The sequence below is a fragment of the Halomonas rhizosphaerae genome (genome assembly GCF_030010555.1).
Classification (GTDB): domain Bacteria; phylum Pseudomonadota; class Gammaproteobacteria; order Pseudomonadales; family Halomonadaceae; genus Halomonas; species Halomonas rhizosphaerae.
Genome location: NZ_JASCQP010000006.1, coordinates 1 through 18678, shown reverse-complemented (window position 1 = coordinate 18678; position 18678 = coordinate 1). Strand labels below are relative to the sequence as shown.

Sequence of the window (18678 nt, the reverse complement as noted above, 5' to 3'; positions counted from 1 at the left end):
AATCCTGAAAAGTAGGCCTGGGCCAATTATAGGAACAACTTCAGTTGTTCCACCAGCCCGATTGCCGAAACACCCGTCACGATACGGCGAATTTGTCACGAAAGAAACACCCGAAATGCTGCCTGGTCAACCGAATTGTCTCCTGACGCCTTCAGCCGTCCGTCGGTGACTCTTCCTCCACCGGCTCGGTCTGTCCGTGCCAGGCCACGGCAACCCCGTTGGGATATCGCAGGTCGATGTAGCGGATATGCGATGCCAGAGGACCCAGCTCGCGCTGCCAGGCGGCGGCCAGGCGCCCCAGGCGGGCGGGGCGATCATTGCGACCGAGCATCACCCAGACACCGCTGTCGAGCTGGAAGCGCCAGGCCCCGCGAGGCTCCAGACGCAGCTGGCGCACCTCGATCCCCTGAGTGGCGAACTTCGCGGCGAGCCGGGCATGATAGCCCAGCACCTCGGCCCCGCTGCCGGGCGGGCCGGCCAGGTCCGGCAGATCGGCGGGAGGCGACACCGGCCCGACGGCGAAGGGCTCGCCCTCGGGGTTGAGCAGGCGCGCGTCGTTCCAGCGGGCCACCGGCACCTGCTCGACCAGGTCGAACGTCAGCGCATCGGGCCACTCGCGGCTGACACGCACTTCGGCCAGCCAGCCGATCTCCCGGGCCTTCTGACGCAGTGCGGGCAGATCGACGGAGAGCCAGGTCTGCCCCTGGATCATTGGTGCCAGCTGGCTACGCAGATAGTCGGCATTGACATGGTGAAGCTCGCCCCCCACCGAGACACGCTCGATGGGCCGGTCGAGCCAGATCCACAGCGCCCGCCCTCCGGCACCCAGCAGCAGGGCCAGCAGGAGTACGCCGACGAAGCTTCCGCGCGTTGCCATGGGTTAGCGTCGTTCCTCGGCCGTGGCGAGGATGCGCAGCACCAGGGCATCGAAGTCGATGCCGGCATGTGCCGCCGACTGGGGGACCAGGCTGTGGTCGGTCATCCCCGGCACGGTGTTGACCTCGATCAGCCAGAAGCGCCCCTCGGCGTCGCGCATCACGTCGACCCGTCCCCAGCCTTCGGCGCCGATGGCCTCGAAGGCCGACCGGCAGAGCGCGGCGAGCTCGGCCTCCTCGTCGCCGGACAGGCCGCACGGCAGGTGGTAGCGCGTCTCGTTGGAGAGATACTTGGCCTCGTAATCGTAGAAGCCGCTGGGCACCTCGACGCGGATCGCCGGCAGGACGTCACCCGCGAGAAGCGACACCGTATACTCCTCCCCCTTGACGAAGCGCTCGGCCATCACCCGCGCATCGAAGCGGGCGGCATCGCGGTAGGCCGCCTCCAGCGCATCGCGGCTGTCAACGATGCTGATGCCCAGGGTCGAGCCCTCGTGGACCGGCTTGACGATCAGCGGCAGGCCGAGGCGCTCGACCACCGCCGCCCAGTCGGCTTCGGGGCCGAGCATCACGCTCTCCGGGGTCGGCAGGTCCAGTGCCTGCCAGATCAGCTTGGTACGCTGCTTGTCCATGCCCAGTGCCGAGGCCAGCACCCCGCTGCCGGTGTAGGGAATGCCCAGCAGTTCCAGCGCACCCTGCAGGGTGCCGTCCTCGCCACCCCGGCCGTGCAGGGCAATGAAGACCCGGTCGGGATTCAATGCTTCCAGCCCCACCAGCCCGTCCTCGGCGGGATCGTAACCGATGGCCTCCAGCCCCGAGCGGGTCAGGGCCGAGAGAACGGCGGCACCGCTCTTCAAGGATACCTCGCGCTCGGCGGATCGTCCGCCGTACAGCACCACCACCCGGCCGACATCATGCGTCATAGTGTCACCTCGTCGAGTGCCAGGGCGGCATCGGCCAGGTGCTGGGCGATGCCGCCCACGTCGCCGGCCCCCTGGGTGATCAGGATATCGCCGGGGCGCAGCACCCGGGCGAGCAGGTCCGGCAGCTCGCCCTTGTCCTGGACGAATATCGGGTCGACCGACCCGCGCTGGCGTATGGAGCCCGCCAGGGTGCGCCCGTCGGCCCCGGGAACCGGTGTCTCTCCGGCGCCGTAGACGTCGAGCAGCAGCAGGGTGTCGACACCGGCCAGCACCCGCACGAAGTCCTCGTAGAGGTCCCGGGTGCGCGAGTAGCGGTGCGGCTGGTAGACCATCACCAGGCGCCGTTCGGGCCAGCCGGCCCGCACGGCGTCGATCACCATCGCCACCTCGCGGGGATGGTGACCATAGTCGTCCACCAGCATCACCTCGCCCTCGCCCCGCGGGGCCGGGAAGTCACCATGTACCTGGAAGCGTCGCCCCACCCCGGCGAAGCTCGCCAGGCCCCGCAGGATGGCGTCATCGCCGACCCCTGCGTCGCTGGCCACGGCGATCGCCGCCAGGGCATTGAGGGCATTGTGGCGTCCCGGCATGGCCAGGCGCACCTCGAGCGGCGCCAGCCCCTCGGGACGCACCGCGGTGAAGTGCACCTCGCCGGCCTGCTGGACGAACCCCTCGATGCGATAGTCGGCATCCTCGCTGAAGCCATAGGTGACGAACTGGCGGCTGACGCGGTCGAGCAGGCCACGCACGTGGGTATCATCGATGCACAGGATCGCCAGGCCATAGAACGGCAGGTTGTGCAGGAACTCGATGAAGGTGCCCTTGAGCCGTTCGAAGTCGCCGCCGTAGGTCGCCATGTGATCGGCATCGATGTTGGTGACGATGGCGACCATGGGCTGCAGGTGCAGGAAGGAGGCATCCGACTCGTCGGCCTCCGCCACCAGGTAGTCGCCCTCCCCCAGCCGCGCATTGGTGCCGGCACTGGTCAGCCGTCCGCCGATCACGAAGGTGGGATCCAGTCCGCCCTCGCCCAGCAGGGTCGCGGTGAGGCTGGTGGTGGTGGTCTTGCCGTGGGTGCCGGCCACGGCGATGCCGTGGCGAAAGCGCATCAGCTCGGCGAGCATCTCGGCGCGGCGCACCACCGGCACGCGATGCTCGTGGGCCCAGCGGATCTCGGGGTTGGTCTCGTCCACCGCAGTGGAGACCACCACCACGTCGGCGTCCACGGCATGCTCGGCGGCATGGCCGATGGCCACGCGGACGCCGCATTGGCGCAGGCGGGCCACCACCGGGGAGGCCTTCAGGTCGCTGCCGCTGACGGCATAGCCCTGGTTGGCCAGCACCTCGGCGATGCCGCACATCCCGGCCCCCCCGATGCCGACGAAATGGATGCGCCGGATACGACGCATGCCGAGTCCCCGTCCGGGGTGCGGGGGCGTGGCCTGACCGGGAACCGGTCCAAGGGTCTCATCGCTCAAAGCCTGTCTCCATGCAACCGGCCACCAGGCGCTCGACGGCATCGAGACGGGCACTTCCACGGGCCCGTGCCGCCATGGTGGCGAGAGTGTCGGGGTCCAGCAGCGACGCCAGGCACTCGGCCAGCGTCGCCGCGCTCATCTCCTGCTGGGGCATCAGTCGCGCCCCCTGCTCATCGACCAGGGCCCGGGCGTTGGCCGTCTGGTGGTCGTCCACCGCGTGGGGAAAGGGAACGAAGAGCGCCGGCTTGGCCGCGGCGGCCAGCTCGGCCACGGTCAGGGCACCGGCGCGACACACCACCAGGTCGGCCCAGGCGTAGGCGCCGGCCATGTCGTCGATAAAGGCCGTGACGTCGGCCTCGACGCCCTGCTCGCGGTAGGCCTCACTGGTGGCCGTATCCTTGTCGCGGCCGGCCTGGTGGCGCACCTCGGGGCGACGGGCCTCGGGCAGCCGGACGAGCGCCTCGGGCAGCCGCTCGTTGAGGGCCTGCGCCCCCAGGGAACCGCCCACCACCAGCAGCCGCAGGCGCCGCCCGGCCATCTCGTCGGCGCGCCTCGGGACCTCACCGAGCCGGGCGATCTCGTCGCGCACCGGGTTGCCGATCACCTCGGCCCGGCCGGAGAAGGCCTGGGGAAAGGCGGCATAGACGCGGCGCGCCAGGCGCGACAGCACCCGGTTGGTGAGCCCCGCCACGGCGTTCTGCTCGTGGATGACCAGGGGCCGGCGGGCCAGCCAGGCCGCCAGGCCGCCAGGTCCGCTGGCGAAGCCGCCCAGCCCGACCACCAGTTGGGGATCGAAATCGCGGATGACCCGTCCCGCCTGCCATACCGCGCGGGCCAGGTTGAAGGGGGCCAGCAGCCACCCGGCCAGGCCGTTGCCACGCAGCCCGCTCACCGCGATGCGGTGCAGCGGGATGTCGGCCTCGGGGACCAGGCGGTTCTCGATGCCGCGTGGGCTGCCCAGCCAGGCGACCTGCACGCCCTGCGCCTGGAGCCCGCGGGCCAGCGACAGGGCCGGAATGACGTGGCCACCGGTTCCGCCGGCCATGATCAATACGCGGCGTCCCTCGCGTCGACTCATGTTGCGCGTCCTTGTGTCCTGCCGGGCGATGGCGCCCGGGAAGCCGTGGGCCCGGCCCGGCGCAGGGCCAGGCGGGTCTCGATGTCGGCGCGCAGCAGCAGCGCCATCATCAGGCAACTCACCACCAGGCTCGAGCCACCATAGCTGAGCAGTGGCAGGGTCAGCCCCTTGGTGGGCAGCATCCCGGTGCTCACGGCGATGTTGATGAAGGCCTGGGCCCCGATGACCAGGGCGAAGCCATAGCCGAGGTAGGCGGCGAAGGCCAGGCCGGCCAGTTCGGCCCGCCGCCCCACCGCCATGGCGCGCCAGACCAGCAGGGCGAAGAGCCCGACGACGGCGATGGCGCCCAGCAGGCCGAGCTCCTCGGCCAGCACCGCGAAGACGAAGTCCGTGTGGGCCTCCGGCAGGTAGAACAGCTTCTGCACGCTGTTGCCCAGCCCCATGCCCAGCCAGTGCCCGCGCCCGAAGGCGATCAGTGCCTGGGTCAGCTGGTAGCCGCTGGCGAACTGGTCGGCCCAGGGGTCGGCGAAGCTGGTCAGGCGCGCCATCCGATAGGGCTCCGCCACCGCGGCCAGGGCCCCGAGGGCCCCCACCAGCAGCAGCAGCACCAGGAAGCGCCCCCAGGGGGCACCGGCCATCAGCAGCATGCCCATCACCGCGCCGGTCATCACCACCACGGCACCGTAGTCGGGCTCGAGGATCAGCAGCCCCGCGATCACCGCCATCACCGCCAGGGGGCGCAGGAAGGCCCCCCACTGGCGACGCACCTGGGGCAGGAAGCGCTCCAGGTAACCGGCCAGGTAGACGATCAGGCAGAACTTGGCGACCTCGGACGCCTGCAGGTTGAAGGGCAGGCCCGGCACGGAGAGCCAGCGACGGCTGCCGTTGACCTCGCGCCCCACCAGCAGCACCAGCAGCAGCAGGACCAGCCCCACCAGCAGCAGCAGCGGTCCGTTGGCCTTCCACCAGGCCAGCGGCACCCGCAGGGCAAGCGCCCCGACGGCCAGTGCCACCAGCAGGAAGATGCCGTGCCGCAGGCTGAAATACCAGGCATTGCCGGTAAGGCTCGAGGCCACCTCGCTGGACGCCGAGGTCACCATCACCCAGCCGATCAGCAGCAGCGCGAAGGAGGCCAGCACCAGCCAGCCGTCGAAGGCGTGCTCGGCGGTGCTCAGCCGCCGGCGCAGGCGGGATAGCCGGTTCATGCCGCCTCCCCTGCCAGGCGCTTGACCGCCCGGCGAAAGGCCTCGCCACGCGCCTGGTAGTCGGTGAATTGGTCGAGGCTGGCACAGGCCGGCGACAGCAGCACGCAGTCCCCGGGCGCGGCGATCTCCACCGCCCGCGCCAGGGCGCCCTGCAGGTTCTCGACCCGCGTCACCGGCAGCCGGCCACGCAGGACATGCTCCAGGTGCCCGGCATCCCGGCCGAAGAGGATCGCCTCGCGTCCATGGCGCGCCAGGGGCTCCGCCAGGGGGTGGAAGTCGGCCCCCTTGCCCACCCCGCCGGCCAGCAGGATCAGGCGCCCCTCGAGGGTCGGTCCGAGTCCCTCGATGGCGGCCAGAGTCGCGCCGACATTGGTGCCCTTGGAGTCATTGATCCAGCGCACTCCCGCGATCTCCGCCACCAGCTCGCCACGATGGGGCAGCCCGGGAAAGCGCCGCAGCACCTCGAGCATGGCCGTGAGCGGAAGGCCCAGGCGATGGCCCATGGCCAGCGCCGCCAGGGCGTTGGCCTGGTTGTGGCGCCCCGGCAGGCGCATCTCGGCGGCCGGCAGCAGCGGGTCGCTCCCGTGCATCAGCCAGTCGCGGTCGGCGCGCCGTGCGATGCCCCAGTCGTTGCCCTCGGGGGCGCGGGTGGTGAAGCGATCGAGAGCCGGCAGCGGCCCGTCCGGCCAGGTGTCGGGATCATCGGCATTGACCACGCCGTGCCGGGCGCCGCGGAAGATGCCCAGCTTCGCGGCCCGGTAGCCTGCCATATCGCCATGGCGGTCCAGGTGATCCTCGGAGAGGTTGAGGAAGGCGGCCGTCTCGGCCCCCAGGCGGGGGGTAGTCTCGAGCTGGAAGCTGGAGAGTTCCAGCACGAAGAGCTCGGCGTCGGGCGCCGCCTCGAGCAGGTCGAGCGCCGGGGTCCCCAGGTTGCCACCCACGGCGACCCGCAGTCCGGCTTCGCGGGCCATCTCGCCCACCAGGGTGGTCACGGTGGACTTGGCGTTGGAGCCGGTGACGGCGACGATGGGCGCTCGGGCCGCACGCACGAAGAGCGCGATCTCCCCCACCAGCAGCGGCTCGGCGGTGGCCTCTCGGGTGCGCCCCGCCAGCCCCTCCAGGCCTGGCGTGTGCGGGTCGACGCCGGGGCTGACCACCACCTCCTCGGCCTCGTCGAGGTCGAGGTCAGTGAGGGGCCCCAGGTGAATCCCGACGCCGGGATGGGCAACGCGGAAGTCGTCCAGCCCGGGCGGCACCTCACGGGTATCGGCGACCATGAAGGGCACACCGTGCCGGCCGAGGTGGCGGCAGATGGCCCGCCCGGAGAGTCCGAGCCCGACCACCAGCGTCGTTCCCTTCGGCACCTTGACCATGTTGAGCTCCTTGCGGATGGCGAATCGGCCTTGGGGGAATCAGCGGACCTTGAGGGTGGCCAGGCCGATCAGCACCAGCACCACGGTAATGATCCAGAAGCGCACGATGACCCGCGGCTCCGGCCAGCCCTTGAGCTCATAGTGGTGGTGCAGCGGCGCCATGCGGAAGATGCGCCGCCCGGTGAGCTTGTAGGAGCCCACCTGCAGGATCACCGAGACGGTCTCCATGACGAAGATGCCGCCCATGATGAACAGCACGATCTCCTGGCGCACGATCACCGCCACCACGCCGAGGGCCGCGCCCAGCGCCAGGGCCCCCACGTCGCCCATGAACACCTGGGCCGGGTAGGTGTTGAACCACAGGAAACCCAGGCCGGCCCCGGCGATGGTGGCACAGAACACGGCCAATTCACCCGCCCCGGGAATGAAGGGAATCTGCAGGTAGTCGGCGAACACCGTGTTGCCGGTGGCATAGGCGAACACCGCCAGGCCCATGGCCACCAGCACCGTGGGCATGATCGCCAGGCCATCGAGGCCGTCGGTGAGGTTGACGGCATTGGAGCTGCCGACGATCACCAGGTAGGTGAGGACCATGTAGAACACCCCCAGCGGCAGCACGAACTCCTTGAACAGCGGCACGATCAGGCTGGTCTCCACCGGCGAGGCAGCGGTGACGTAGAGCAGCACGGCGGCCGCGACGCCGATCAGCGACTGCCAGAAGTACTTCCAGCGCGCCGGCAGGCCCCGGGGGTTCTTCTCCACCACCTTGCGGTAGTCGTCCACCCAGCCGATGGCGCCGAAGCCCAGGGTCACCGCCAGCACCAGCCAGACATAGTGGTTGGTGAGATCCCCCCATAGCAGGGTGCTCACGGCGATGGCCATCAGGATCATGGCGCCGCCCATGGTGGGGGTGCCGGCCTTGGAGAGGTGGGACTGGGGGCCGTCGTCGCGCACCGCCTGGCCGATCTGGCGTTCCACCAGGCGGCGGATCATCACCGGCCCGAGCCACAGGCAGAGCACCAGGGCGGTCAGGGTCCCCAGGATCATGCGCAGGGTCAGATAGTTGAAGACATTGAAGGCACTCTGGAATTGCGCCAGAAAGTCAGCCAGAAAGAGCAGCATGTATCGCGTTCACCTTGAAGCATCCGCGCGCAGGGCCGCCACGACTCGTTCCATGCCGGCACTGCGCGAGCCCTTGACCAGTACGCTGGCCCCGGACGGTAGATGGTGGAGGACGTGGCGCATCAGCGCCTCCCGATCGTCGAAATGGACCCCGCCTTCACCGAAGGCCTGGCTGGCCGGTCTCGCCGGCTCGCCGAGGGTACCCAGGAAATCGATTCCCCGTTCCCGCGCGTAGTGCCCGAGCTCGGCATGCAGCCGGTCGGACTCACCCCCCAGTTCGCCCATGGCACCCAGCAGGCACCAGTGCGGGCCGGGCAGCGTCACCAGGGCATCGAGCGCCGCCTTCACCGCGCCGGGGTTGGCATTATAGGTATCGTCCAGCAGCCGCGAGGCGTTGAAGCCCTCCACCACGCTCATCCGGCCCGGCATCGGTGCCACCGTCTCGAGCCCGGCCAGCACCTCGCGCTCCGCGAGCCCCATGGCCAGGGCCGCGGCCGAGGCCGCCAGGGCATTGGCCACGTTGTGCCGGCCCAGCATGGCCAGCTGGACGCGCCCGACCTCGCGGCCGTCCCGGACAAGCGTGAAAGCATAGCGTCCGAGGGCGTCACAGGCCAGCGCCTCGGCACGCAGGCGCGCCCGCGGCTCCAGGCCGAAGTCGAGCACCTCGCGGGGCGCCGCCAGGCGCGCCCAGGTGGCGAAGAAGGCGTCGTCGCGGTTGAGCACTGCCACGCCGTCGGCCGGCAGGCCGGCCAGGATCTCGGCCTTGGCCTGGGCGATACGGCCCATGCCGCCGAATTCGCCCACGTGGGCACCGGTGACATTGGTGATCACCGCCACCCGGGGCTCGGCCAGGATCGTGGTCCAGGCGATCTCGCCGAGATGGTTGGCGCCCAGTTCCACCACCGCCTGGCGGTGCCCGGTCTCCAGGGCCAGCAGGGTCAGGGGCGCACCGATGTCGTTGTTCAGGTTGCCCTGGGTGGACAGCGTCGACCCGCACCGCGCCAGCAGGGTCGCCAGCATCTGCTTGACCGTGGTCTTGCCGCTGTTGCCGGTCACGGCGACCAGCGGACCGCCCCAGGCTCGCCGCCGGGCACGCGCCAGCAGCCCCAGGGCCAGTCGGGTGTCGGCCACCGCCAGTTGGGGGAGCGGGTCGTCTACCGGTCGTTCCACCAGCGCCGCCACGGCCCCGGCCTCGCGCGCCTGGCCGACGAAGTCATGGGCATCGAAGCGCTCACCCCTGAGCGCCACGAACAGCCCCCCGGGGGCAAGCCGCCGGGTATCGGTGACGATCGCCCCGACCGGCAGATCCTCGGCCGGGGCGGGAAGCCCCAGGGCCGCGGCGACCTCGCCCAGGCGCTGCAGGCCGGCGGCGCTCATCGAGGGTCCTCCCCGTGGCCTTGCCGGGCGCGGGCGGCCAGGCCACGCTCCGCCTCGGCCAAGTCCGAGAAGGGGTGGCGGACGCCCGCCACCTCCTGATACGCCTCGTGACCCTTGCCGGCGATCAGCACCACGTCGTCGGGGCCGGCCTCGGCAAGCACCCGGGCGATCGCTCCGCCCCGTCCGGCCACCTCGAGGACCGCGTTGCGCTCGGGGTCGCCCAGCCCCGCGAGGATCTGGGCACGGATCGCGGCCGGGTCCTCGCTGCGCGGGTTGTCGTCGGTGACCACCAGCCGGTCGGCCCCTCGGCGCGCGACGGTGGCCATCAGCGGGCGCTTGCCGGCGTCGCGGTCGCCGCCGCAGCCGAACAGGCACCACAGCCGGCCGTCGCCCGGCAGGTGGGCCCGCAGCGCCGAGAGGGCATTGTCGAGGGCATCCGGGGTATGGGCATAGTCGATGACCACCGTGGGAGCGCCTGGACGGGTCAGGCGTTGCATGCGACCGGGCACCGGGGCGAGGCCGGCCGCCGCCGCGAACAGCGTATCGAGGGAGTGCCCGAGGCCATGGAGGGTGGCCATGGCCAGCAGCACGTTGTCCAGGTTGAAACGGCCCATCAAGCCGAGCTCGAGCACCCGCTCCCCCTCCGGCGTGGCGATGAGCGCCCGCTGCCCCTCGGCATGGGGCACCCAGTCGATGACGCGCAGGGTCACCGCCTCGTCCTCGCCGACGGCCAGGACACGCACGCCACGGTGCACGCCAGCGAGCATCAGGCGCGCCAGCGGGTCGTCGCCGTTGACCACGGCGAGCGCGAGCTCATGGCGACGGAACAGCCGCGCCTTGGCGGCGGCATAGGCCGCCATGCTGCCGTGGTAGTCCAGGTGGTCACGGCTGAGGTTGGTGAACACCGCGGCAGACACGCGACAACCATCGAGGCGACCCTGCTCCAGGGCATGGGAGGAGACCTCCATGGCCACCCGACGCACGCCGTCCGCCGCCAGCTCACCCAGCGCCGCCTGCAGGGCCAGGGGACCCGGCGTGGTCAGCTGGCCGGCCGCCAGGCGCCCCGGCCGGCCGTGCCCCAGGGTGCCGATCAGGCCGGCATCCACCCCGAGGGCGATGCTCAGCTCGGCCAGGTAGTGGGTCACCGAACTCTTGCCGTTGGTGCCGGTGACCCCGACCAGCTCCAGGTCATGGGGCACGGCGAACAGGACCTGGCCCAGTTCGCCCTGGGCCTCGCGCAGTCCCGGCAACCACAGCACCCGGGGGTCGTCGGGCCCGGGCGCACCGTCGTCATGGGCCAGCACCAGCGAGGCCCCGGCCTCGAGAGCCGCCGGGATGAAGTCGCGGCCGTCCGCGGCCACCCCCGGCACCGCCACGAAGACGTCGCCCTCGGCCAGCCGACGGCTGTCGAGCGCCAGCCGGACGGCGTCCGGCAGGGTGATGTCCGCCAGGCCACGGCGACAGTCGGGCCAGAGCCCGGCCAGGCCCGTCTCGAGTCGTTCGGCGGTCAGCCGCATCGCGTTTCCTCCCCAGGGCTTGCACTCATGATTCCGGCTCCCGGGCATCCGGTGGCACGTCCAGCAGGCGCAGAGCATTGCCGGCCACCCGCGAGAAGACCGGCGCCGCCACCGCCCCGCCATAGTAGCTGTCGCCCCGCGGGTGATCGATCATCACCACGGTGACGATCCGCGGCTCCGAGACCGGCGCGATGCCGACAAAGAGGCTGCGGTAGGCATCCTTCTCGTAGCCGGTGGCCGAGGTCTTGCGTACCGTGCCGGTCTTGCCGGCCACCCGGTACCCCGGCACCCCAGCGCGGCGCCCCCCGGTCCCGGGCTGCACCGACTCCTCCATGATGCGCAGCAGGTCATGGGCCAACTCGGGATCGATGGCGGGGTTGCCGACCGGGAGTTCCGGCAACCTGAGCAGCGAGGGGGCCATCCGCACGCCATCGTTGGCGAGTGCCGTGTAGGCGCTGGCCAGCTGCAGTGCCGAGACCGAGAGGCCATAGCCGTAGGAGAGGGCCGCCCACTGGCTGCTCGACCAGCGCGCCGGGGACGGCAGGCTGCCCGCGGACTCGCCGGGAAAGCCGGTGCCCGGCGCCTGATCCAGGCCCAGGCGACGATAGATCTCGGGGACCAGCGGCTCGTCGAGCTTCAGGACCAGCTTGGACATGCCGATGTTCGAGGACTTCTCGAGGATGCCGGCCAGGGTGAGTTCGCCGTAGTTGCGGATATCCTTGATGGTGAAGCGATCAATGACCATCCAGCCGGGCGAGGTATCGACCACGATGTCCTTGTCGAACTGGCCACTCTCCATGATCGCCGCCATGGCCAGCGGCTTGACCACCGACCCCGGTTCGAAGACATCGACGATGGCCCGGTTGCGCAGTCCCTGAGGGTCGAGCCCGGCCCGGTTGTTGGGGTTGTAGGAGGGCTGGTTGGCCATGGCCAGCACTTCGCCATTGTGAGCATCCAGCATCACCACGGTGCCACCGTCGGCATCGTGCTCGGCCACCGCCGCCTTGAGCTCGCGATAGGCCATGTACTGGAGGCGCTGGTCCAGCGCCAGCGTGAGATCCCCCCCCGGCTGAGCCTCCTGCAGCAGCGCCAGGTCGCGCACCAGGCGACCGCGGCGGTCCTTGAGCACCCGACGCTTGCCGGGCACCCCCGCGAGGTGCGACTGGTAGGCCAGTTCCAGACCCTCCTGGCCGATATCATCGATATTGGTCACGCCCAGCAGCTGGGCGGTCACTTCCCCCGCCGGATAGTAGCGCTTGTACTCTTCGCGGGCGTGGACACCGGGAATGCGCAGGTCCAGCACCCGCTGGGCCTCCTCCGGCGTCATGCGGCGGCGCAGGTACATGAACTCGCGCTCGGCGTAGCGTGCGATGCGCTCGTTGAGGGCATCCAGCTCCTGGCCCAGGGCCCTGGCCAGCATGAGACGCTGAATGTCGTCGGCCGGCAGGTCCTGGGGGTTGGCCCAGAGGGTGACCACCGGCGTGGAAATGGCCAGCGGCTCGCCGTGGCGGTCGGTGATCATGCCGCGATGGGCGGGAATGGTGTCGGTGCGCAGGGTACGGGCATCGCCCTGCCCCTGCAGGAAGGGACGGTCGAAGACATGCAGGTCGACGATGCGGCCGGCCAGCAGCGCGAGCCCCACCAGCACCAGCGTCATCATCACCCCGTAGCGCAGCCCCCCCATGGGTGCCATGGGCGGCGGGCGACGCGGCGTCACGCCGCTGCGGGCGTCGGCACTCATGGCCGGATGACCTCGACCTCGTCGATGTCGGGCAGGCGCATCTCCAGGCGCTCCTGGGCCAGGCGCTCGATGCGGGCGGGCGAGGACCAGGCACTCTCCTCGAGCAGCAGTTGCCCCCATTCGGTCTGCAACTGCTGTTGCTCACGCTCGAGCTGCTGCAGGCGGGCATACTGGTCACGGGTCAGGTGACTGGTGGTGATCACCGCCAGCGCCGAGCCCAGACTGGCCGCCAGCAGCAGGGCGACGAGCAGCAGCCGCGGCGATGCCCCCAGGCGAAGGGGCCAGCCGAACGGGGAGGTTGCCGCGGATCGTCCCTGTGCCATGACCGTCCTCAGTATCGCTTGCGCGCCACACGCATCACTGCACTGCGTGCACGGGGGTTCTCCTGGACCTCCTCGGCGGAGGGACGACGCGCCTTGCCCAGCGATGCCAGGCGCCGCTTGAGCTGGTTGTCGCGGATCGGCATGCCGCGCGGCAGGTCGGTATCGCCGCGCACGTGATCGCGAATGAAGCGCTTGACCCGGCGGTCCTCCAGCGAGTGGAAGCTGATCACGACCAGGTGGCCGCCCGGGGCGAGGGCCTCCAATGCCGCCTCGAGGGCGGCATCGAGCTGCTCGAGCTCGCCGTTGACCTGGATGCGCAGGGCCTGGAAGACGCGGGTCGCCGGGTGCTTGCCCTTTTCCCAGGCGGGATGAGCGGCCTTGACCACCTCGGCGAGGTCCGCGGTCCGCTCGAAGGGTCGCTCGAGACGACGCGCCACGATGGCCCGTGCCAGCCGCCGGGCGAAGCGCTCCTCGCCATAGGCCTTGAAGACCGCGGCAATCTCGCTCTCGCCGGCCCGGGCCAGAAAGCCCGCGGCGCTCTCGCCGCGGGAGGGGTCCATGCGCATGTCCAGGGGACCGTCGCGCAGGAAGCTGAACCCCCGCTCGGGGTCGTCGAGCTGGGGCGACGAGACCCCCACGTCGAGCAGGACGCCCGCCAGCCGCCCATGCAGGCCGTGGCGCGCGGCGATCTCGTCGAGTCGGGCGAACTCGCCCTGCTCGATGGTGAAGCGCGGGTCATCGATGGCGGCGGCCTCGGCGACGGCCTGGGGGTCGCGGTCGATGGCCAGCAAACGGCCCTCGGGGGCCAGCCGCGCGAGGATGGCACGCGAGTGGCCACCGCGGCCGAAGGTGCCGTCCAGGTAGGTGCCCTCGGGGTCGTGGACCAGCGCCTCCACGGCGCCGTCGAGCAGCACGCTGGCATGGCGAAAGCCGCGGGCGGGCTGTTCAGGGGCGGATGACGGCATGGGGCTCTCGTTCGAGGGGCTGGGGGCCGCAGGCACGGCGATGTTCGGAAAAGGGAGTCGGCCGATAAGCCGGGTTCTGTCGTGGACAGTCATTCCTCTAGGGGCCATGTCACCAGGGCCCTCAAGCAACCTACCCGAACCCGACGCGGGCCACGTCATGGGGTTCCTATTTGGTCTTGCTCCGAGTGGGGTTTACCTTGCCACGCACTGTTGCCAGGCGCGCGGTGCGCTCTTACCGCACCCTTTCACCCTTGCCGGCCTCCCTAGGGAGACGTAGGCGGTCTACTCTCTGCTGCACTTTCCGTCGGCTCACGCCGCCCAGGCATTACCTGGCACTCTGCCCTGTGGAGCCCGGACTTTCCTCCCCCGCCCCGTCCCGAAGGCCGGGGCGGCGGCGACTGTCTGGCCAACTCCCGCGGCAAGGATACCAGTGCCCCTCCCCCGCCTCAATGCCCGTCCTTGAGCGCCTGGAGTCGGCCATACCAGGTCTTCTTGGCCCCGCCCAGCACCCGCGCCGCCACGGCGGCCGCCTGCTTGACCCCGACCCCCTCGGCGAGCAGGGCCGACAGCAGCGCATCGGCCTCAACCGAAGAGGCCTCGGCATCGCCGCGCGGGCCGGCCCCGGCCACCATCACCACGAACTCGCCGCGGGCCTGGTCCGGGTCCTCCTCCATGCGCGTGAGCAGCTCGGCGGCACTGCCGTCGAGGAAGGTCTCGAAGGCCTTGGTCAGCTCACGCGCCAGCACCACCCGTCGCGCCCCGAGGGTGGTGGCCAGATCCGCCAGGGTGTCACGGATGCGGTGGGGAGACTCGTAGAACACCAGGGTCTCCTCGCGGGAGGCCAGCGCTTCCAGCCGCCCCCGCCGGGCACCGCCCTTCGCCGGCAGGAAGCCCTGGAAGAGGAAGCGGTCGGTGGGCAGCCCTGCCGCCGACAGGGCCGCCACCAGGGCACAGGGCCCCGGGACCGGCACGATGCGACGCCCGCGGGCACGCAGCTCGCGCACCAGCACGAAGCCGGGATCGCTGATCAGCGGCGTGCCGGCATCGGAGACCAGGGCGATGTCCTCCCCGGCAACGAGTCGGGCATCCAGGGCGTCAACCCGCGCGGCCTCGTTGTGCTCGTGCAGCGAGAGCATCGGCCGCGACAGGCCCAGGTGGCGCAGCAGGCGGCCACTGTGGCGGGTATCCTCGGCGGCGATCACGGCCACCTCCCCCAGCACCCGGGCGGCCCGGGGGCTCAGGTCGTCCAGATTCCCAATCGGCGTGGCGACCACGTACAATGAACCGGTAAGCGTATCGGACATCTCGGCTCCCTGGGATGCTCTCGCACATGGGGACAAGGAAGGATTCATGAAGATCTCGTTTCGCGGCCCGCTGGCCGCCGCGCTCACCGCGCTGCTGCTTGCGGGCTGCAGCTTCCAGCCGGGCATCATCGAGCGACAGCCCGACGGAGATCCACAGCGCCTGCTGCAGCAGGCCGAGCAGCAGGAGCCCGGCCAGGCGGCGCAGTCCCGCCTGGAAGCGGCCGACATCCTAGCACGCCAGGGCAACCGCACCCAGGCACTGGAGGTCGCCAAGGAGATCGACGACAGCCGGCTGGAGCGCCAGGCACGGACACGCTGGGCCCTGCTGCTCTCGGAGCTGGGCGAGGCCGAGGGGGACCCCTGGGCGGTGATCCAGGCCGGGCAGCTGCTCGACGAGGTCGACCTGCCTCGCGAGGCCTCCCTGACCCTGCGTGAACGCCTGGGCATGGCCCTGGCCGAGGTCGACGAGCCCCGCGCCGCCGCCCGGGCCCTGATCCAGGTCCAGGCGGAGACCGAGCGCGAGGACCTCAACGACCCGATCTGGGACCAGCTCTCGCGGCTAGACGGCGGGTCACTGGCCACCCTGAGCGACGAGGGCGGCGACCTGGTGCAGGGATGGGTCGCCCTGGCCGAGCTGGTGCGCTCCAGCGGCGGCGACATCCAGCGGCTCTTTGCGCGACTGGATGACTGGCGCGAGCGCCATCGTGGCCACCCGGCGGCCCGACGCCTGCCCGGCGAGATCACCGCCCTGGGTGAGCTGCGCGGCCAGGAGGTCAACCACATCGCGGTCTTCCTCCCCGAGTCCGGACCGCTCGCCGGCATTGCCGGGGCGATCCGCGAGGGGATTCGCACCCACCACCTCGAGGGCGTCGACAGCGGCGCCCGCCTGAGCTTCCTCGACAGCAGCCATGGCGATCTGGAGGCGCTCTACCGGGAGGCCAGCGAGAGCGGCGCCCAGGTGGTGATCGGCCCGCTGGACAAGGATGCCGTCAGCGAGCTCGAGCAGCGCGAGCGGGTGCCGCTGCCGACCCTGGCGCTCAACTACGGCCGCGGGGACCGCAACCGGGCCCTCGGGCTCTTCCAGTACGGCCTGTCCGCCGAGGACGAGGCCCGCCAGGCGGCCCATCGCGCCTGGGTCGACGGCCACCGCCTGGCCTCACTGCTGGTCCCGGACAACGACTGGGGACGCCGCGTCGGCGAGGCCTTCTGGAATGCCTGGCGCGACCAGGGAGGCGAGGTCGCCAATGCGGTGCGCTACAACCCCGAGTCCTCGGCCACCGAGAGCGCACGCCGGGCCGTGACCAACCCCCAGCCGGACATGCTGTTCCTGCTGGCCCTGCCGGACTATGCCCGCCAGGTACCGCCGACCCTGGACTACTACGACAGCGGCGATCTGCCGATCTATGCCACCTCCCACCTCTTCGAGGGCCGCCTGCAGCCCCGCCTGGATCACGACCTGGACGACGTGCTGTTCGCCGATATCCCCTGGCAGATCCCCGATGCGGCCGTGGGCGGCGTCGAGGCCCTGCCCTTCCTCGACAGCTATCGCCGGCTGCGCGAGGAGTCCGACCCCGCCATGTTCCGGCTGATGGCCATGGGCGTGGATGCCTACGAGCTGGCCCGGCGCCTGCCTCAGCTGCAGGCCATCAGCGGCAGCGAGCTGTTCGGGGCCACCGGCACCCTGAGCCCCGGCGACGACGGCCGGATCCAGCGCCGCCTGCCCTGGGCACGCTTTCTCAATGGCGTGCCCCAGCCCGTGCTGATCCCCGGCGTGTTCGGCGATGAACGGGCCCCGTGACGCCCGCGCCCGCGGCGGCGCCATCGAGCAGCTCGCCGCACGCTGGCTGACGGCACGCGGCCTTTCGCTGGAGGCCAGCAACCAGCATGCCAAGGGCGGCGAGATCGACCTGGTGATGCGTGATGGCGAGGTGCTGGTGTTCGTCGAGGTCCGCCACCGCGCCGACCACCGCCACGGGCACCCGCTGGAGACCGTCACCACCACCAAGCAGCGCCGCCTGATCCGGGCGGCGCGTTTTTATCTCCAGCGCAACGGGCTATCATGTCCCTGCCGCTTCGATGTGCTGGCCGTGACCGGCACGCCCCCCGACCTCGAGATCGAGTGGGTGGCGGATGCCTTCGAAGCGTCCTGACCGCTCAAGCCCATCTGCGAAAAGGACCAGGAACCCCGCATGGATTTCCAGCAGCGCATTCTCGGCCACTTCAATGCCAGCATCGACACCAAGACCTATGCCAGTGAGGTGCTGCCGCCCTTCATCGAGGTGGCCAGCCAGATGATGGTCCAGTGCCTGGTCAACGAGGGCAAGATCCTGGCCTGTGGCAACGGCGGCAGCGCCGGCGACAGCCAGCATTTCTCCTCGGAGCTGCTCAACCGGTTCGAGCGGGAGCGCCCCAGCCTGCCGGCCCTGGCGCTGACCACCGACACCTCGACCCTGACCTCGATCGCCAACGACTACAGCTACAACGAGGTCTTCTCCAAGCAGATCCGCGCCCTGGGTCAGCCCGGTGACATCCTGCTGGCGATCTCCACCAGCGGCAATTCCGCCAACGTCATCCAGGCCATCCAGGCCGCCCACGACCGTGACATGACGGTGGTGGCCCTGACCGGCCGGGACGGCGGCGACATGGCCTCGCTGCTGGGCCAGGACGACTGCGAGATCCGCGTGCCGGCGACGTCCACGGCACGCATCCAGGAGGTCCACCTGCTGGCGATACACTGCCTGTGCGACCTGATCGACGAACAACTCTTCGGTACAAGCGAGTGACCCCCATGACCAGGAAGTCCCTTCTCACGCCCCTGCTGCTCATTCTCGGCCTCGGCCTCGCCGGCTGCACCACCGTGACCGGCGTCACTACCCCCGGCACCATCGACGAGAACTACGGGGAGCGCACCTTCGGCACCCAGGTCGAGGACGAGAGCATCGAGACCAAAATCGGCCACAACCTGGGCCGCACCGATGCCCGGCTGGGCGATGCGCGCATCAATGTCGACAGCTTCAGTGGCGTGGTCCTGCTCACCGGCCAGGTACCCAGCGAGGAGCTCCAGGCGAAGGCCGAGGAGGTCGCCGGCAAGGTGCGCAACGTGCGCGAGGTGCACAACGAGCTCTCCGTCGCCGCCAACCTGCCGGCCGGCCAGCGTCTCGCCGACACCTGGCTGCGCACCCGTATCCGCACCAGCCTGGCCGCCAACGAGGAGATCGATTCGGGTCGCATCCGCGTGGTCACCGAGAACAACAGCGTCTACCTGATGGGCATCGTCACCCGCAACGAGGCGGAGCGCATCGTCCAGGCCGTCTCCAACGTCGGCGGCATGCAGCGCATCGTCAAGGTGTTCGACTACCTGGACTGAACGCCCTCCCGGAACGCGAAACGGCAGGCC

At 70.6% G+C, this 18678-nt stretch carries 17 protein-coding genes and 1 other RNA gene; 4 read left to right on the top strand and 14 right to left on the bottom strand.

What is annotated here, in order from left to right:
• Positions 1-151 precede the first annotated feature (151 nt).
• From QLQ83_RS01625 to rsmI, 14 genes are all read right to left on the bottom strand, one after another.
• Entirely contained in the window at positions 152-877 is a 726-nt protein-coding gene (locus tag QLQ83_RS01625) for a cell division protein FtsQ/DivIB (protein WP_282733832.1), read from the bottom strand.
• A gap of 3 nt (positions 878-880) precedes the next feature.
• Positions 881-1798 (bottom strand): D-alanine--D-alanine ligase, encoded by a 918-nt coding sequence (locus QLQ83_RS01620; RefSeq protein WP_282733831.1) that lies wholly within the window; start codon positions 1796-1798, stop codon positions 881-883.
• Positions 1795-3207 carry a UDP-N-acetylmuramate--L-alanine ligase gene (gene murC / locus QLQ83_RS01615; RefSeq protein WP_282733830.1) on the bottom strand — a complete coding sequence of 471 codons (1413 nt, stop codon included), beginning with the start codon at positions 3205-3207 and terminating at the stop codon, positions 1795-1797. Before murC ends, QLQ83_RS01620 begins: the two co-directional genes overlap by 4 nt.
• A gap of 58 nt (positions 3208-3265) precedes the next feature.
• A complete protein-coding gene (gene murG, locus QLQ83_RS01610; protein ID WP_282733829.1) occupies positions 3266-4354 on the bottom strand; it encodes an undecaprenyldiphospho-muramoylpentapeptide beta-N-acetylglucosaminyltransferase in 1089 nt (362 codons plus the stop codon).
• Complete coding sequence (gene ftsW / locus QLQ83_RS01605; protein ID WP_282733828.1) at positions 4351-5559, bottom strand: putative lipid II flippase FtsW; 1209 nt, start codon at positions 5557-5559, stop codon at positions 4351-4353. Before ftsW ends, murG begins: the two co-directional genes overlap by 4 nt.
• The gene (gene murD / locus QLQ83_RS01600; RefSeq protein WP_282733827.1) at positions 5556-6932 is read right to left on the bottom strand and encodes a UDP-N-acetylmuramoyl-L-alanine--D-glutamate ligase; all 1377 of its coding nucleotides are present in this window, start codon (positions 6930-6932) and stop codon (positions 5556-5558) included. The genes ftsW and murD overlap by 4 nt, the downstream gene beginning before the upstream one ends.
• Before the next feature lie 39 nt (positions 6933-6971).
• Complete coding sequence (gene mraY / locus QLQ83_RS01595) at positions 6972-8054, bottom strand: phospho-N-acetylmuramoyl-pentapeptide-transferase (protein WP_250061588.1); 1083 nt, start codon at positions 8052-8054, stop codon at positions 6972-6974.
• Between the two features lie 9 nt (positions 8055-8063).
• A complete protein-coding gene (locus tag QLQ83_RS01590) occupies positions 8064-9431 on the bottom strand; it encodes a UDP-N-acetylmuramoyl-tripeptide--D-alanyl-D-alanine ligase (RefSeq protein WP_282733826.1) in 1368 nt (455 codons plus the stop codon).
• Positions 9428-10948, bottom strand: a complete 1521-nt coding sequence (locus QLQ83_RS01585; protein WP_282733825.1) for a UDP-N-acetylmuramoyl-L-alanyl-D-glutamate--2,6-diaminopimelate ligase — start codon at positions 10946-10948, stop codon at positions 9428-9430. The genes QLQ83_RS01590 and QLQ83_RS01585 overlap by 4 nt, the downstream gene beginning before the upstream one ends.
• 25 nt (positions 10949-10973) lie before the next feature.
• Positions 10974-12689, bottom strand: coding sequence for a peptidoglycan D,D-transpeptidase FtsI family protein (locus QLQ83_RS01580; RefSeq protein WP_282733824.1), 1716 nt, complete (start codon positions 12687-12689; stop codon positions 10974-10976).
• Positions 12686-13012: a cell division protein FtsL gene (ftsL, locus tag QLQ83_RS01575; RefSeq protein WP_282733823.1), complete on the bottom strand. Its 327-nt coding sequence runs from the start codon at positions 13010-13012 to the stop codon at positions 12686-12688. Before ftsL ends, QLQ83_RS01580 begins: the two co-directional genes overlap by 4 nt.
• Positions 13013-13020: 8 nt before the next feature.
• On the bottom strand, positions 13021-13977 hold the full coding sequence (gene rsmH / locus QLQ83_RS01570; RefSeq protein WP_282733822.1) for a 16S rRNA (cytosine(1402)-N(4))-methyltransferase RsmH: 957 nt from the start codon (positions 13975-13977) through the stop codon (positions 13021-13023).
• Positions 13978-14026: 49 nt separating this feature from the next.
• An RNA gene (gene rnpB / locus QLQ83_RS01565) (RNase P RNA component class A) lies at positions 14027-14391 on the bottom strand.
• 32 nt (positions 14392-14423) lie between these two features.
• Entirely contained in the window at positions 14424-15281 is an 858-nt protein-coding gene (gene rsmI / locus QLQ83_RS01560) for a 16S rRNA (cytidine(1402)-2'-O)-methyltransferase (protein ID WP_282733821.1), read from the bottom strand.
• 46 nt (positions 15282-15327) lie between these two features.
• On the opposite strand from rsmI, the gene QLQ83_RS01555 reads away from it, so the two are divergent.
• The 4 genes from QLQ83_RS01555 to QLQ83_RS01540 are packed head-to-tail and all read left to right on the top strand — an operon-like array spanning position 15328 to position 18648.
• Positions 15328-17079, top strand: a complete 1752-nt coding sequence (locus QLQ83_RS01555; protein ID WP_282733820.1) for a penicillin-binding protein activator — start codon at positions 15328-15330, stop codon at positions 17077-17079.
• A complete protein-coding gene (locus QLQ83_RS01550; protein WP_282733819.1) occupies positions 17063-17431 on the top strand; it encodes a YraN family protein in 369 nt (122 codons plus the stop codon). Before QLQ83_RS01555 ends, QLQ83_RS01550 begins: the two co-directional genes overlap by 17 nt.
• Before the next feature lie 39 nt (positions 17432-17470).
• The gene (locus QLQ83_RS01545; RefSeq protein WP_106229168.1) at positions 17471-18064 is read left to right on the top strand and encodes a phosphoheptose isomerase; all 594 of its coding nucleotides are present in this window, start codon (positions 17471-17473) and stop codon (positions 18062-18064) included.
• 5 nt (positions 18065-18069) lie between these two features.
• A complete protein-coding gene (locus QLQ83_RS01540) occupies positions 18070-18648 on the top strand; it encodes a BON domain-containing protein (RefSeq protein ID WP_282733818.1) in 579 nt (192 codons plus the stop codon).
• Positions 18649-18678 lie beyond the last annotated feature (30 nt).